This window comes from Odoribacter sp. Z80, assembly GCF_009935865.1.
GTDB lineage: Bacteria > Bacteroidota > Bacteroidia > Bacteroidales > Marinifilaceae > Odoribacter.
Map to the genome: position 1 here is coordinate 26,890 of NZ_QWEL01000003.1, position 16,096 is coordinate 42,985.

The following is a 16,096-nucleotide window of genomic DNA, read 5'->3' on the forward strand; positions in this document are numbered from 1 at the left end:
TTAGGATTATATACCCATCTTTCATTCCGTCAATGATTCTTCTTTCCACTACATAAAGTTTAAAAAGTCGCACTGATACAAGGAGAGGGATGAGAACACAAAATATTCACAATTTTTCGTTAAACTCATCAGAGGATGTGCATTCTTACCTCAAATTCATTACTTTTATCCCTAAAACATACGACTAAATCATCATTTCCTAAAATAATTTCTACAATCATGAATTCAATGAGAATGTTTTTAGCAGGAGTATTCCTACTCCTTTTCTCCAGCCTTGTGGCACAGGAGACTCCTTTATGGACCCGCAATCCGGCCATCTCTCCGGACGGAAAAACCATTGCTTTCTGTTACAAAGGAGACATTTTCCTGGTTAGCAGTACAGGCGGACAGGCCACCCAACTGACAACCCATTCGGCCTATGACAGTCACCCCATCTGGTCTCCGGACGGAAAAACCATTGCTTTCTGCTCCACCCGCGACGGCGGCAGGGACCTGTTTACCATTCCGGTAACCGGAGGTACTCCCACCCGTTTGACTACCTTCACCAGTGGTGCCATACCTGAATGTTTCACACCAGACGGGAAAAAAATCCTTTACCGCTCCTCCATCATGCCCGACGAAGTATACGGCCAATTCCCTTCGGGAGGCCAAGTTTATAGCATTGACCTTAAAGGAGGACGGCCGGAACAATTCCTGACTTTCGAAGCCTACAATATCTGTTTCAACAAAGCCGGAAATAAAATCTTATATCACGATAAAAAAGGATATGAAGACGAATGGCGTAAACATCACACTTCTTCCGTTTGCCGGGATATCTGGTGCTATGATTTGCAAAACGGCACATTTACAAATCTAACTGACAAACAAGTAGAAGACCGTTATCCTGTAATTGCTTCAGACGATAATACCATCTATTTCCTGAGCGAACGTTTCGGCGATTTCAATGTTTGCCAGATGTCTTTAAGCGATCCCAAAAACATCAGACAACTGACTCATTTCAAGAAACACCCGGTCCGTTTTCTCAGCCGTTCCAACAATGACTTACTCTGTTTCTACTACGACGGAGAAATATACACCATGCAACCGGGACAACAACCCCAAAAAGTAGCTATCCACCTCATCATGGATAACCAGGAACCGACGGTCAGCAAATATACCTGGAACGGTGGGGCCCGGGAGATAGCTCTTTCAAAGGATGGTAAAGAATTTGCTTTTACCAATCGGGGCGACGTCTTCGTCGCCAATGCCGAATACGGTACCACCAAAAGGATTACCAACACCCCAGCCCAGGAACGCAACCTCAGTTTCGCCCCCGACGGACGCTCCATCGTTTATGCATCCGAACGCGACGGACAATGGAACCTTTACATTGCCCGGCTCAAAAACGAGGACGACAAATCGTTCGCCTATGCCCGGGAAATCGAAGAAGAACAACTGACCAAGGGAAATACAGCTTGTTTCCAACCGGCTTTCTCTCCGGACGGGAAAGAAATTGCCTACCTGGAAAACCGTACAGAAATCAAAGTAATCAATTTAAAAAATAAGAAAACCCGAACTGTACTGCCGGCAAAATACAATTATTCTTATGTAGACGGCGACCAATCCTTTGAATGGTCTCCGGACGGACGGTGGATTCTGGCTAAATTTTTTGAAGAAGGAGGATGGCAACACCCCGACATTGCCCTGATAAAAGCAGACGGGAAAGGAGAAATCCACAATCTCACCAACAGCGGATACAGCGATGCCAATCCCCGTTGGATGATGAACGGAAAAGCCATTATCTGGCAAACAGACCGCCAGGGTATGCGTAGCCACGGTAGCTGGGGTGCACAATATGATGTCTATGCCCTCTTTTTAGATCCTGAAGCTTATGAGGAATTCCGGATGTCCAAAGAGGAAAGAGCATTGGCAAAAGAACAAAAAGAGCTGAAAGAGAAAAAAGAAAAAGAACTGAAGGAAAAAGAAGCCAAGAAAGAAGAGAAAGAAAAAGCGGATAAAAAGAAGAAAAAAGAGAAAAAGAACGAAGGAGAAAACAAACAGGAAGAAACAGAAGAGAACAAATTGCCGGAGCTTAAATTAGACCTGAATAATCTGGAGGACCGGATGGTCCGAATGACCATTAACTCTTCTAATCTGGGAGATGCCGTACTGACCAACGACGGTCAGAAACTCTTCTACCTGGCAGCTTTTGAAGGCGGACATGACTTATGGGTACGGGATTTTGAAAACAACAGCACCCGTATCTTATCCAAAATGGGACGTTACGGGGCTCTGCAATTATCTCAAGATGGCAAAACCCTTTATCTGCTCTCCGGCGGACAGGTCTTCACCATCAACCAGGGGAACGGCCAATTGAAGCAACTGCACTATAAAGCAGACTTTGAACTGAGAAGGGCAGAGGAACGGAAAGCCTTGTTCAACCATGTATGGCAACAAGTCTCCGATAAATTCTATGATAAAGATTTCACAGGAGTAGACTGGCCATATTACAAAAAAGCTTATGAACGTTTTCTTCCTTACATCAACAATGATTTCGATTTTGCAGATGTCCTGGGAGAAATGTTGGGCGAGCTGAATGCTTCCCACACAGGAGCCCGCTATGGTGCCGGCATCTATCGTCCCGCAATTGCTTCTCTGGGTGCTTTTTACGACAAGAACTATAACGGCAACGGATTAAAAATCAGTGAGATTCTGGAAAAAGGACCACTTGACAAACCAGAGTCTAAAATCAAAAGCGGAATAATTATCAAAAAAATAGACAACCAGGAAATTAAAAAAGGAGAGGACTATTATCCTCTGTTGGAAGGAAAAGCCAACAAACGGACTTTACTCACTGTTTATGATCCAAAAAGTAAAAAAGAATGGGAAGAATACGTAAAACCCATTTCTTACGGAACGCAAAACGACCTGTTATACCTGCGGTGGGTTAAACAACGCCAGCACATCGTGGACAGTCTTTCCAAAGGACAATTAGGCTATATCCATGTAGCCGGAATGAACAGTCCCAGTTTCCGGAAAGCTTATTCCGACATCCTGGGCCGTTACCGCAACCGTAAGGCAATCATCGTAGACACCCGCTATAACGGAGGAGGTTGGCTACACGAAGATTTAATTCATCTTCTGGGCGGAAAACAATTTGCCTCATTTGTTCCCCGCGGGCAGTTCATCGGCATTGATCCTTTCGCTCAATGGACCAAACCTTCTGCCGTACTGATTAGTGAAGGCAATTACAGTAATGCGCACGGTTTCCCCTGGGCATACAAAGAACTGGGAATCGGAAAACTCATCGGAATGCCTGTCCCCGGAACCATGACGGCCGTTTGGTGGGAAACGATGATTAACGGCGTAGTCTTTGGTATTCCGCAGGTGGGCATGAAAGACAATCAGGGCCGTATTCTGGAAAACATGCAGTTGGAACCGGATATAAAAGTTACCAATGACCCGGCAAATGCATTGAAAGGCCGGGATCTCCAACTTGAAGCAGCTATTAACAGCCTAATGAAAGAAATCAAATAAAGCTTTGTATAATATCCTAAAATATCCCGAAAGCCGATACTGGCTTTCGGGATATTTTTATCTCCACCCCTATCCACCGTTAAATCTGCCTCAGGACTAAAAAAGGAATACACCAGCCTTCTCGCAGGCCTTCATAACTTCCTCTGACCACAAACCGGCCTGCACTTCCCCGATATGGCATTTTCTCAAAAGTAACATACACAAACGCGATTGCCCGATTCCCCCTCCCATTGTTTGGGGCAATTTGCCATCCAGCAACAAAGAATGGAAATACAATTTCTTCCGGTCTTCCGCTTTCCGGATTTTCAACTGCCGTTCCAAAGCTTCCCTATCCACCCGGATGCCCATAGAAGAAATCTCAAAAGCAGACTTTAACACCGGATTCCATACAATGATATCCCCGTTCAAACCCACCAAACCGTCCTCTGTAACCGTAGACCAATCGTCATAATCCGGAGAACGGCCGTCATGAAGACTGCCATCCCCTAAAGCTCCTCCTATCCCTCGGATGAAAACTGCACCATATTCCTGAGCCACCCGGCTTTCCCGTTCTTTAGGCGACAATCCAGGATAGAGCTGTCTCAACGTTTCTGCATGAACAAAATGAATATGTTCGGGCAAAAAAGGCTGCAACACCGGAAATTGTTCGCTTAACAAAAACTCCGTACGCTTCAAAGCCGCATAGATTCGTTCCACACACTCCTGCAACCGTGCCGGCGTCCTCTCTTCCGGAGTAATCACCTTTTCCCAGTCCCACTGGTCCACATAAACAGAGTGAATATTATCAGTCGTCTCATCTGGCCTCAAAGCGTTCATGTCCGTATAAATTCCCATACCTGCCCGAATGTCGTGCCGCCATAAAGCATAACGCTTCCATTTGGCCAAAGATTGTACAATCTCAGCTTTATTTCCTGCCAATACCCGTGTTTCAAAACTGACCGGAGCCTCCACTCCACTGAGGTTATCATTTAAACCGGTACCGGAAGGCACCACCAAAGGCGCAGTCACCCTGCGCAACTTTAACTCAGCAGCCAGAGCCAATTGAAACGTATCCTTGATAAATTTAATGGCATGCTCAGTCTGCCAAACATCCAGCTTTGAGGTATACCCCCCAGGCAAAAACAACCGTTCCATCTGTTTTGTAGGTTTAAGTACATAAAAAAAGCCCTCCGCTCGGGAAGGCCTCAGTTAATTCATTCAAATTTCTATTTTTACAGTTCTAACAACAACCTCCCCATTGCAACAAATTCGAATTGCAATTATAATTCAGATAGGTATGATTACTTAAAACTGCCATTTTTCTTACATGATGAAACAAATATAAAGCAAAAATCCGACATGCAGCGCGGCAGTATGAATTTTAACAAAATACAGTTTATGCGTTAATATTTATCCACTTTTATTCATAGGAAAGCCTATCAAATATCAAATTATTTAGATTATCTTTATTGGCCTCGAATAAACCGGAATAATTTTTAATAATACAATGCTAACCAGACATTTATATATCACAATATTTTCATTCTATTGTCTCTTTTTTCTGTCATCCTGTAATACCAGGCCGGCCGGGCACCGAATGGTCACCGTCAGCATCCTTCCTCAAAAATACATGGTGGAAAAAATTGCCGGCGATTACCTACAGGTAAATGTGATGATTCCTCCCGGCATGAACCCTTCCACCTGCGATTTGAACACCGGACAATTGAAAAATCTCTATGACAGCAACCTTTGTTTTACCATCGGACACCTGCCATTCGAACATACCCATCTTTATCCGGTCCTGGAAAAACAAAAAAACATTCCGGTGATCAATCACTCTGAAAACATCCATCTTCTGAACGGCAGTTGTGGCCATAGCCATGAAAGCCCTGACGGAATCGACCCACACATCTGGCTTTCGCCGGCCAATGTCAAAATAATGGCAACAACTATTTTTCAGACATTAAGCAAACATTATCCCGGACAACAGGAACTATTCGAAAAAAATTATCACCTTTTCGTACAGGAACTCGACCGGATTGACCGCCAGACACAGTTGGCACTGGCTCCAAAACAGGAAAAGACATTTCTGATTTATCACCCTGCACTTACCTATTTCGCAGCAGATTACGGCTTAAAACAAATATCCATTGAAGAGGACGGCAAAGAACCAAGTCCCGAACATTTGAAGGAAATCATTGATCTGGCTATAGAGAAAGATATCCGTCTGATTCTGATCCAAAGTCAGTTTGACAAAAGCAATGCCCAATCCATAGCCCGCCAAATCAACGGGAAAGTTATCTCCATTGATCCTCTGGCAGAGAATTGGGAAGAGGAAATAAACAAACTCATCCGCTTGCTGGGAGAAATGCTTCATTAAAAACAACCGAAAAATTTAGGCTATGAATCCCATCCTGGAATTAAAACACATCACAGCAGGCTACGACCATCAGACAGTCCTCCACGACATTAACCTCACCATACGCCCGAACGATTTTATCGGAATTATCGGCCCCAACGGCGGCGGAAAAACCACATTACTGAAAGTCATCCTGGGATTGCTGAAACCTTTCAGCGGAGAAATCATCTATCATACGCCCAAACAAAACCTCTTCGGATATCTTCCCCAAACCAACCGCTTCGACCGGCGTTTTCCGATAAACGTAACTGAGGTGGTCCTTTCCGGTTTGATGTCTGAAAAAGGACTGTACAGATCCTATACCCGCACAGACCGACTCAAAGCAGAGGCCCTGCTGGAAAAATATGGCATGAGAACATATAAAAAATCACCCATAGGAGATTTATCCGGAGGAGAGATGCAAAGAGTATTTTTGTGCCGGGCCATCATATCATCCCCCCGTCTCCTCATCCTGGACGAACCGACGACGTATGTAGACAGCAATTTTGAGAAAGAATTTTACCCCATACTGGAAGAACTGAATAAAACAATCGCTATTGTCATGGTCTCCCACGACCTGGGGACAATCTGCTCTTATGTAAAAACCATTGCCTGTGTCAACCGGGAATTACATTATCACCATTCCAACCTTATCACTCCGGAACAATTGCAATCCTACCACTGTCCGCTCGAACTGCTGACCCACGGTCCGGTGCCCCACCGTGTTCTCAAAAAACATGCCGACTAACCCTTTTATCCGTTTCATTTGTTTTCATCCCATGCTTGAATTACTAAAATACGATTTTTTTCAGAATGCTCTTTTCAGTACCATCTTCATTGGTATCAGTTGCGGATTAATAGGCACTTACATTGTGGCCAAAAGAATGGTTTTTATCAGCGGAGGCATCACACATGCCTCTTTCGGAGGTTTAGGTTTGGCCTACTACCTCGGAATTTCACCCATGCTGGGCGCCACTGTTTTCTCTTTATTATCCATTCTTGGAATCTGGAGTTTGTCCGAAAATAAAAAATTCCGTGAAGATTCTTTAATCGGCATCTTCTGGTCGGCAGGCATGGCTATCGGAATCCTGTTTATCTACCTCACTCCGGGATATGCACCGAACCTGATGTCTTATTTATTCGGAAATATCCTGACCGTCACTTCCGGCCAGATTCTTTTATCAGCCCTTCTATGTGTCCTGATTATCCTTTTCTTCCTCAAATTTTTCCGCCCGTTATTTTACATCGCCTTTGACAAAGAATACAGTCTGACTCATCATGTACACATCAATGCAATTGATATTTCCATCACCATCCTCATCGCCCTTTGCATTGTATTGTGCCTCAAATTAGCTGGGATCATCCTGGTCATCTCGTATCTGACCCTGCCCCAGGCCATCGCAGGAATCTATTACAAAAACTTTAAACAACAACTCATCGCTTCGGCACTCATCAGTACACTGGGATCGGTCACCGGACTTTTCATTTCCGCACAAACCAATTTACCCTCAGGAGCTACCATCGTTATCGGTTTCCTTATTCTATTTATCATCAGTTGGCTGGTTCAAAAAATCCGGAAATAAAAAGTGTGTATTGTTTTTTTATTAGCTTTGTACCATGGAGAATGAAAACGTTTTAAATCATTCTTTCCGGATTCACCGTTAAAATCACATACCATGAAGAAAATGACACTTCTGTGGCTGCTGGTATTCCCATGCTCCCTGATAGCCCAAAAAACTTACACATTACAGTCTCCCAATCAAAAACTAAAGACAACCGTTACGGTCAGCGACCAAATCCGGATTGCACTGGATCACGGGAATACCGTGGTCCTGGCCCCATCTTCCGTGTCCATGACTATAGATAACAAAGAGACATTAGGACTTAACCCCAAAGTACGGAAAATATCCCGCCATTCTGTCAAACAAACCCTGCCTTCTCCCCTTTACAAGAAGAGTGCAATTGAAGAAAACTATAACGAAATGACTCTGGACTTTCAGGGAAAATACAGCCTGCAATTCCGACTTTACAACAACGGAATGGCTTACCGGTTCGTTACGCATAAACCCGGAGATATCATTGTCAACAGCGAAAAAGCAGATTTCCGGTTTCCGGAAAATTTTTCCACATACACGGCTTACGTCAACTCTACTGCTTCCACATTCGAACAGCAATATACCAATTCTTTCGAACAACCTTACAGCCATGAAAAAATCATGCAGTTAAACGACAAGCGGCTAAAAATATTACCCTTGATGGTAGAATTGCCGGAAGGTAAAAAATTGTGCATTACCGAAGCTGACCTTGAAAACTATCCGGGAATGTTTCTCAACAACACCACAGACCATCCCTCTTTGCAGGCCCATTTCGCCCCTTATCCCAAGGTAGTGGAACAAGGAGGCCACAACCAGCTTCAGCTCCGGGTCAAGGAACGGGAAAACTACATCGCCAAAACCCAGGGTACCCGCTCTTTCCCCTGGCGCATTTTTGTCGTATCTTCCTCCGACAAAGAACTGACAGACTGCGATATGGTTTACAGCCTGGCCTCCCCTTCCCGCATTGAGGACATCTCCTGGATCAAGCCAGGTATGGCCGTATGGGACTGGTGGAGCGACTGGAATACCTCCGGAGTGGATTTCAAAAGCGGCATCAACAATGACACTTACAAATACTACATTGATTTCGCCGCCCAATACCATATTCCCTACGTCATTCTGGACGAAGGCTGGTCCGTCCGCCTCAAAGCCGACCTCTTTCAGGTGGTCCCGGAACTCAATCTGCCGGAACTGGCCGAATATGCCAAAAACAAAAATGTAGGCCTCATCCTATGGGCCGGTTATTATCCCCTGAAACGGGATATGGAGAAAGTAATTAAACACTACGCAGAAATGGGAATCAAAGGATTTAAGGTCGATTTCATGGACCGGGACGACCAACTCATTTCCGAATTTTTATACGAAACAGCAGCAACCTGTGCCAAATACAAAATGGTAGTTGATTTCCACGGCATTCACAAACCGACAGGCCTGCAACGCACCTACCCGAACGTGCTGGGATATGAAGGAGTCAACGGCCTGGAACAAATGAAATGGGCCCCTCAGACTTATGATGCAGTAACTTACGACGTGAGCATCCCTTTTATTCGTATGCTGGCAGGTCCGATGGATTATACCCAGGGAGCTATGCGCAACGTCTCCCGGAAAAATTACCGTCCCTGCTACACCGAACCGATGAGCCAGGGGACCCGTTGCCATCAATTGGCAATGTACACCATTTTCGAATCCCCCTTCTGCATGCTGTGTGACAACGCTTCGGAATACATGCGCGAACCGGAATGCACCGAATTTATCCGTCAGGTACCTGTCATCTGGGACCAGACCATCGCCTTGGACGGAAAAATTGCAGAATACGTGGTTCTGGCCCGCCGCCACAACAAAGAATGGTATGTGGGAGCAATGACCAACTGGACCCCCCGGGAACTCGAAATAGACCTTTCTTTCCTCGGTGAAGGCAATTATCAGATGGAAATCTTCCGGGACGGAGTCAATGCTGCAAAAACAGGGAGGGATTACAAAAGGGAAATACTACCGGTACCCTCCAACCGGAAAGTCAACATCCGGATGGCTCCCGGCGGAGGCTGGACAGCCCGGATATTCTGAAATCTTATCCCACAGCAATACGGGAACTTTTACTAATTTTGTAATAAAAGGAAAATTGTCCGATTATTTAAAACGCTTTAAAATATGAATTATGATTTAATCGTTATCGGAAGCGGCCCTGGCGGATACGTGGCTGCTATCCGGGGAGCTCAGTTAGGGCTGAAAGTTGCAGTGGTAGAGCGTGCCGAACAAGGCGGTATCTGCCTCAACTGGGGATGTATACCAACCAAATCTTTATTAAAATCGGCCCAGGTTCTGGAATACGCCCGACATGCCGAATCCTACGGAATAAAAATTGAAAAAGCAGAACCCGATTTTGAAGCTGTCATCGCACGTAGTCGGGGAGTTGCTGATAAAATGAGCAAAGGAATCCAATATCTGTTCAAAAAAAACAACATTACTGTAATTTCCGGACACGGCAAACTGGCTGACGGCAAAAAAGTAGAGGTGACCGGTGCCAACGGAGAAAAAAATCTTTACGAAGCCAAGCACATCATCCTGGCCACCGGAGCCCGCTCGCGGGTACTTCCGAATATTCCCCAGGACGGGAAACGAATTATCGGTTACCGCGAAGCCCTGACCCTGTCCCATCGTCCCGCCTCCCTGCTGGTAGTCGGCTCAGGAGCCATCGGCTCGGAACTGGCCTGGTTCTATAATGCTATGGGAACCAAAGTGACTCTCGTAGAGTTTATGCCCACAATCCTTCCCGTAGAAGATGAAGAAGTGTCCAAACAGGTAGGCCGCTCTTTCAAAAAAGCAGGAATTGAGGTACTGGTAAAATCCACCGTAGAAAATATTGAAACCGGAGGAGAATTGCTGAAAATCAACATCCGGAACAAAAAAGACCAAATCGAAACCTATGAGGCTGAAATGGTATTATCGGCTGTGGGCATTACCCCCAACATCGAAAATATCGGACTGGAAGAAACAGGCATCGAACTCGAAAAAGGCAAAATCAAAGTAGACGACTATTACCGCACCAATGTAGAAGGCATCTATGCCATCGGAGACATTGTGCATGGTCCCGCACTGGCACACGTCGCTTCGGCAGAAGCCATTTGTTGCGTAGAAAAGATAGCAGGGCTGCAACCCGACCCCATAGACTATACCAACATACCGGGATGTACATATACGAATCCGGAGGTTGCTTCTGTCGGATTGAACGAAGCCAAAGCAACAGAGGCCGGATATGAACTGAAAATCGGTAAATTTCCGTTCACCGCCTCCGGAAAAGCCAGCTCAGCCGGTGCAAACGACGGTTTTGTTAAATTGATATTCAATGCCGCCGATAACACCTTATTAGGTGCCCACCTCGTCGGAGCGAATGTGACGGAAATGATAGCCGAACTGGTTCTGGCCCGGAAAAAAGGAATAAAAGCGGAAGAAATCATCAAAACCGTACATCCCCATCCGACAATGAGCGAAGCCGTGATGGAAGCTGCTGCCGCAGCCTACGACGAAGTCATCCACCTTTAATCCGTTTCATTTACATTTGATATACTAATCCAATTGATGACATGAACATAAAAAATTTTATTACAGCCAGCTTTATCTTTACCTGTTCCGGAATTTTTGCACAAAATATCACAGAACAGGACCTTCAGGAAATCCGGGGAAGCCTTGCCAGGGATGCGGCCACCAAAGCCATCCAAAACATCCTGACCAACGACAAGGATTTGAAAGCCAACGCCCTGAATTGGGACTTACAAGGGAAAATCGACCATTATTTCAAATACCGTGTCAACGTAAAGGGCATTACCAACCAATACAGTTCCGGCCGTTGCTGGATGTTTACCTCCATGAACGTACTACGCCCGCTGGTAATGGAAAAATACAATCTGGAACAATTTGATTTCTCACACAATTATCTCTATTTCTGGGACATTTTTGAAAAATCCAATCTGTTTTTAGAAAACATCATTGCAACAACTGGCAAACCCATGGATGACCGCACAGTCACCGAATATTTCAAATCTCCGGTAGGCGATGGCGGAGTGTGGAACTTGTATTACAATGCAGCCCAAAAATATGGAGTCGTTCCACAAGATGTCATGCCCGAGACTGCACATTCCAACAACACATCCCAGATGGTAAGCCTCATCAATGAAAAACTCCGCCAAGGTGGTTACAGCCTGAGAGAAATGGCGCAGAACGGGAAAAAAAACAAAGACCTGAGGAACGAAAAGAAAGAAATCCTGAAAGACGTTTACCGGATGTTGTCTCTTTGTTTGGGCGAACCACCGACGGAATTTACCTGGAGATACAAGGACAAAGCCGGTAATATCAAAGAACTGGCCGGATATACCCCGCTGCGTTTCTACCGGGAAATTACCCCGGCCGATTACAGTCCGGACAACTACATTATGCTCATGAACGATCCCACCCGGGAATACTACCAGACCTATGAAATCCAGAATTACCGGAACACCCATGAAGGGATTAACTGGATATACCTGAACCTGCCCAATGAAGACATCAAAGCCGCAGCTTTAAAATCCATAAAAAACAACGAAGCCATGTATGCCTCCTGCGACGTAGGCAAACAATTCAATCGTACATCCGGCATCTTAGACCCCGGCATGTATGACTATGAATCTCTACTGGGAATAAAACTGAATATGGATAAGAAAGCCCGCATTCTGACCCGTCAGAGCGGTTCATCCCACGCCATGACCCTCATCGGATGTGACACCGATGAAAAAGACCGGCCTGTGAAATGGGAATTTGAAAATAGCTGGGGCGCTGCTTCCGGCCACAATGGCTATCTTACTTTTACCGACCGCTGGTTCGACGAATATATGTTCCGTCTGGTCGTCCATAAAAAATATTTAGACGAAAAAGCCATCCAGGCATTAAAAACCCAACCGGTACAACTCCCTGTTTGGGACTATATGTATTAAAAAAGAAGTGCCAGGCCTGGCACTTCTTTTTTTATCGCAGCAATCTCTTACAACTTATATACCAGGACAGAGGCATAAGCGGAAACCCCTTCTTCCCTTCCCTCAAATCCCAACTGTTCAGTAGTGGTAGCCTTTACCGAAACATCTTCCGGATCCAGTTCAAGTATATCAGCCAAACACCGCCTCATTTCATCAATATATGGACGTACTTTCGGACGTTGCAAACATATCACACTATCTACATTACTAATGGCATACCCCTTATCTTCAATCAATTTTTTGGTTTTCTCCAACAGAAGCTTGCTGTCAATTCCCTTGTAAGCCGGACAAGTATCCGGAAAATGTTGTCCGATATCCCCCATACCGGTAGCCCCAAGCAAGGCATCACAAATGGCATGTATCAGCACATCCCCGTCGGAATGAGCAATACAACCTTTTTCGTGTTCTATTTTAATTCCTCCCAACCAGAATTCTCTGCCGGCTTCCAGACGATGCACATCTATTCCGATACCTGTTTTAATTTTCATAATATAGACAATTGAACGACAAAAAGATAGCTTAAACCATTCAAAAATACGAAAAAATAACATTCCGTGAATTTTAAAAGCAGCAATTCTGAAAAAATAGCACTATATAAGTTAAAATGTAGCTTTTTTCAAAAAAATACAATCATTTCCTTTTTCCCAAAAACATTATTTATCTATATTTGTGGATTAATTGCAACGTGTGTTTTTGACAAAGAAATATAACTATTAGCTAAAATATTTCCACGCATGAGAAAAAATGGATTTTTAGTTTTTGCAACTTGTTGTTTCCTCCTGACATCACTGACATCCTGCCAGAAAATAAAGGGTATATTCGGCAAAAAGAAATCTGCCACGACAGGCTGGAATTACAACGACAGTAAAAACGGCGGAATTGCATATAATAAAGTAAAAGCCCAAAAAACCGGTCCCGGCCTTGTTTTTATCCCCGGAGGTACTTTCGTCATGGGACGTACCCAGGAAGATGTCATGGGAACCTGGAACAACGTTCCCAAACGGGTGAGCATTGCTTCTTTCTATATGGACGAAACCGAGGTCCGCAATATCGACTGGCTGGAATACTTAGCTTGGCTGCAAAGAGTATATGTGACCTATCCCGAAGTATACAAGAAAGCGCTTCCCGATACCCTGGTATGGCGGGAACAATTAGGATATAACGAACCTATGGTAAAAAACTACCTGCGTTTTCCGGCCTATGCGGAATATCCGGTAGTAGGGGTAAGCTGGGAACAGGCCACCGAATTCTGCATCTGGAGAACAGACCGGGTAAATGAACAGATACTGATTGATAAAGGCATTCTGGCACACGACCCGGACAACCAAAAAGACGAAAACAATTTTAACACCGAAACATACACCAACGGTCAATATACCGGTACGGTGAAAAAGAACTATAAAGGGTTAGGTAAAGAAAGACGGCCCGTGAAATGGGAAGATGGCATCTTACTTCCGGAATACCGCCTGCCGACCGAAGCCGAATGGGAATATGCCGCCTACGGATTGATAGGGAATACGGAAGACGAACGCATCTCCAACGCACGCATTTATCCCTGGGACGGTTCATGGGTCAGATATGCCGAAAAGAAAAGCCGCGGCCGCATGATGGCTAACTTCAACCGGGGAAAAGGAGATTATATGGGTGTTGCCGGTTCTGCCAATGACGGTTGGGATTACACCTCTCCTGTAAAAGCATTCTGGCCGAATGACTTCGGATTGTACGATATGGCAGGTAACGTCAATGAATGGGTGGCAGATGTCTATCGGACCCTCTCTTTCCAGGATATGGCAGAATTCAATCCTTATCGCGGAAATGTCTTCAAAACTCCCCTTCTCAATGAAGACGGAACCCTGGCTCCCAAAGACAGTCTGGGCCGCATGCGCTACCGCAATCAAACGGATGCAGAATTGGCAACCCGCGAAAATTACCGGACCGCCGACAACCGGAACTTTGACGACGGTGACCTGAAATCCCGTATTTCTGCCGACGTAGACTGGAAATCTGCCGAAAACGACAAAGGAACTCAGGATATGTATTATAATGACGGCAAAGGTGAAATCACGACTTTAATCGATGACGAAGCCCGGGTTTACAAAGGAGGTTCCTGGAAAGACAAGGCTTATTGGCTGAACCCCGGAGCCCGTCGCTACATGAACCAAAAACGTTCCAGCAACGATATCGGATTCCGATGTGCAATGAGCCATGTGGGAAATGCCACCGGAGGAAAAGGAAATAAAGTATTGCAAAAATAAAACAGCCCGCCAGGTCCCACCGGAACCTGGCGGTACTTTTCAATCTCAATCAGTTATGAAGTCACTTTCTGAACTTTATACCCGCAATATCCGGGGACACCGGATAACCACAGACTCCCGGCAAATCCAACCGGGAGATATTTTTATAGCCCTGAAAGGAGAAAATTTCAACGGAAACCAATACGCGGCAGAAGCTTTGAAGAAAGGAGCAACGTTAGCCGTAATAGACGAACCCGCCTATTTCTGTGAAGGATGTGAGCTGGTACCAGATACCTTGGAGTTTCTCCAGCAACTGGCCCGGCACCACCGACGGCAACTGGGCATACCCATCTTAGGCATCACCGGAACAAACGGCAAAACGACAACCAAAGAACTTTGCCAGGCTGTGTTGTCCCGGAAATTCAGGACTGTTGCTACACAAGGAAACTACAACAACCACATTGGAGTACCTCTTACTCTGCTTAGCATGGACGAAACGACCGAATTCGGCATTGTGGAAATGGGAGCTAACCACCCGGGTGAAATCCGGGACCTTTGTGAAATTGCCGAACCGGACTTCGGTATCATTACCAATATCGGCCATGCACATTTGGAAGGGTTCGGAAACTACGAAAATATCATTGCCACCAAAAAAGCACTTTATGAATATATTTTCCGGAAAAACGGCAAGGTATTTGTGAATGCAGCAGACCTTCTGCTCATGCAACTCAGCGAAGGACATGACCGTGCCACATACGGAGCAGAAGGCGATTTACAAAAGGGGGAAATCAAACAAACCATTCCCTACCTCGTATATGCCTTAAAAACTTTAAAGGGGGACCTCTACATAAAAACCCACCTGGTGGGAGGATATAATTTTGACAATGCCATGGCAGCTTCAGCAACAGGTATTTTTTTCGGTGTAGAACCTTTGCAAATCCGCAAAGCTTTAGAAGAATACCGTCCTTCCAATCTCCGGTCCCAGTTGATCCGGACAGAAAAAAACACCGTCATACTGGATGCCTACAATGCCAATCCCAGCAGTATGAAAGTTGCTGTCAGCAATTTCTGCGAAATGCCCGGCGACCATAAAATACTGATACTCGGCGAAATGCTGGAATTAGGACAGGAAAGCCTAACCGCTCACCAGGAAATTCTGAACCTTACACAACAAAGCCGGTTTGACAAAATATTTCTGATAGGAATTCATTTTGAACATTGCAATGATAAATGTAATTTTATCACTTGGTTCAAAGACACAGAGACCTTGATGGAAGAACTCCGCTGTCACCCGCTGACCGACTCTTTCATCTTTATCAAAGGCTCCAGAGGCAACCGTCTGGAACGTATCGTAGAATATCTATAAGACTG

Annotated in this window: 11 protein-coding genes; 9 read left to right on the plus strand and 2 right to left on the minus strand. The window is 45.2% G+C overall.

Annotation, left to right across the window (positions count from 1 at the left end):
- Positions 1-219 precede the first annotated feature (219 nt).
- Positions 220-3,516 (plus strand): S41 family peptidase, encoded by a 3,297-nt coding sequence (locus tag D1136_RS03600; RefSeq protein WP_161876273.1) that lies wholly within the window; start codon positions 220-222, stop codon positions 3,514-3,516.
- A gap of 96 nt (positions 3,517-3,612) precedes the next feature.
- Here the strand turns inward: D1136_RS03600 and asnA are convergent, their stop codons facing one another.
- Positions 3,613-4,650: an aspartate--ammonia ligase gene (gene asnA / locus D1136_RS03605; RefSeq protein WP_161876274.1), complete on the minus strand. Its 1,038-nt coding sequence runs from the start codon at positions 4,648-4,650 to the stop codon at positions 3,613-3,615.
- Positions 4,651-5,002: 352 nt separating this feature from the next.
- Here asnA and D1136_RS03610 point away from each other — a divergent pair, with 352 nt between their 5' ends.
- The 6 genes from D1136_RS03610 (at position 5,003) to D1136_RS03635 (ending at position 12,452) form a co-directional block, all read left to right on the plus strand.
- Positions 5,003-5,875 carry a metal ABC transporter solute-binding protein, Zn/Mn family gene (locus D1136_RS03610; RefSeq protein ID WP_161876275.1) on the plus strand — a complete coding sequence of 291 codons (873 nt, stop codon included), beginning with the start codon at positions 5,003-5,005 and terminating at the stop codon, positions 5,873-5,875.
- Between the two features lie 22 nt (positions 5,876-5,897).
- On the plus strand, positions 5,898-6,641 hold the full coding sequence (locus D1136_RS03615) for a metal ABC transporter ATP-binding protein (protein WP_161876276.1): 744 nt from the start codon (positions 5,898-5,900) through the stop codon (positions 6,639-6,641).
- A complete protein-coding gene (locus tag D1136_RS03620) occupies positions 6,631-7,476 on the plus strand; it encodes a metal ABC transporter permease (protein ID WP_237566979.1) in 846 nt (281 codons plus the stop codon). The genes D1136_RS03615 and D1136_RS03620 overlap by 11 nt, the downstream gene beginning before the upstream one ends.
- 93 nt (positions 7,477-7,569) lie before the next feature.
- On the plus strand, positions 7,570-9,552 hold the full coding sequence (locus D1136_RS03625) for a glycoside hydrolase family 97 protein (protein WP_161876277.1): 1,983 nt from the start codon (positions 7,570-7,572) through the stop codon (positions 9,550-9,552).
- An 84-nt stretch (positions 9,553-9,636) separates the two neighbouring features.
- Entirely contained in the window at positions 9,637-11,028 is a 1,392-nt protein-coding gene (lpdA, locus tag D1136_RS03630) for a dihydrolipoyl dehydrogenase (protein ID WP_161876278.1), read from the plus strand.
- Positions 11,029-11,069: 41 nt separating this feature from the next.
- A complete protein-coding gene (locus D1136_RS03635; RefSeq protein WP_161876279.1) occupies positions 11,070-12,452 on the plus strand; it encodes an aminopeptidase C in 1,383 nt (460 codons plus the stop codon).
- A 47-nt stretch (positions 12,453-12,499) separates the two neighbouring features.
- On the opposite strand, the gene ispF is transcribed toward D1136_RS03635, so the two are convergent.
- Positions 12,500-12,979, minus strand: coding sequence for a 2-C-methyl-D-erythritol 2,4-cyclodiphosphate synthase (ispF, locus tag D1136_RS03640; protein ID WP_161876280.1), 480 nt, complete (start codon positions 12,977-12,979; stop codon positions 12,500-12,502).
- 246 nt (positions 12,980-13,225) lie between these two features.
- On the opposite strand from ispF, the gene gldJ reads away from it, so the two are divergent.
- Positions 13,226-14,746 carry a gliding motility lipoprotein GldJ gene (gldJ, locus tag D1136_RS03645; protein WP_161876281.1) on the plus strand — a complete coding sequence of 507 codons (1,521 nt, stop codon included), beginning with the start codon at positions 13,226-13,228 and terminating at the stop codon, positions 14,744-14,746.
- A 55-nt stretch (positions 14,747-14,801) separates the two neighbouring features.
- Entirely contained in the window at positions 14,802-16,091 is a 1,290-nt protein-coding gene (gene murF / locus D1136_RS03650) for a UDP-N-acetylmuramoyl-tripeptide--D-alanyl-D-alanine ligase (RefSeq protein WP_161876282.1), read from the plus strand.
- The last annotated feature ends 5 nt before the right edge of the window (positions 16,092-16,096 follow it).

What these genes read in the sequence shown, in the direction of transcription:
- ispF (WP_161876280.1), bottom strand. Translation starts at nt 12,979, where the DNA reads ATGAAAATTAAAACAGGTATCGGAATAGATGTGCATCGTCTGGAAGCC.
- D1136_RS03600 (WP_161876273.1), top strand. Translation starts at nt 220, where the DNA reads ATGAATTCAATGAGAATGTTTTTAGCAGGAGTATTCCTACTCCTTTTC.
- lpdA (WP_161876278.1), top strand. Translation starts at nt 9,637, where the DNA reads ATGAATTATGATTTAATCGTTATCGGAAGCGGCCCTGGCGGATACGTG.
- asnA (WP_161876274.1), bottom strand. Translation starts at nt 4,650, where the DNA reads ATGGAACGGTTGTTTTTGCCTGGGGGGTATACCTCAAAGCTGGATGTT.
- gldJ (WP_161876281.1), top strand. Translation starts at nt 13,226, where the DNA reads ATGAGAAAAAATGGATTTTTAGTTTTTGCAACTTGTTGTTTCCTCCTG.
- D1136_RS03620 (WP_237566979.1), top strand. Translation starts at nt 6,631, where the DNA reads ATGCCGACTAACCCTTTTATCCGTTTCATTTGTTTTCATCCCATGCTT.
- D1136_RS03625 (WP_161876277.1), top strand. Translation starts at nt 7,570, where the DNA reads ATGAAGAAAATGACACTTCTGTGGCTGCTGGTATTCCCATGCTCCCTG.
- D1136_RS03610 (WP_161876275.1), top strand. Translation starts at nt 5,003, where the DNA reads ATGCTAACCAGACATTTATATATCACAATATTTTCATTCTATTGTCTC.
- murF (WP_161876282.1), top strand. Translation starts at nt 14,802, where the DNA reads ATGAAGTCACTTTCTGAACTTTATACCCGCAATATCCGGGGACACCGG.
- D1136_RS03615 (WP_161876276.1), top strand. Translation starts at nt 5,898, where the DNA reads ATGAATCCCATCCTGGAATTAAAACACATCACAGCAGGCTACGACCAT.
- D1136_RS03635 (WP_161876279.1), top strand. Translation starts at nt 11,070, where the DNA reads ATGAACATAAAAAATTTTATTACAGCCAGCTTTATCTTTACCTGTTCC.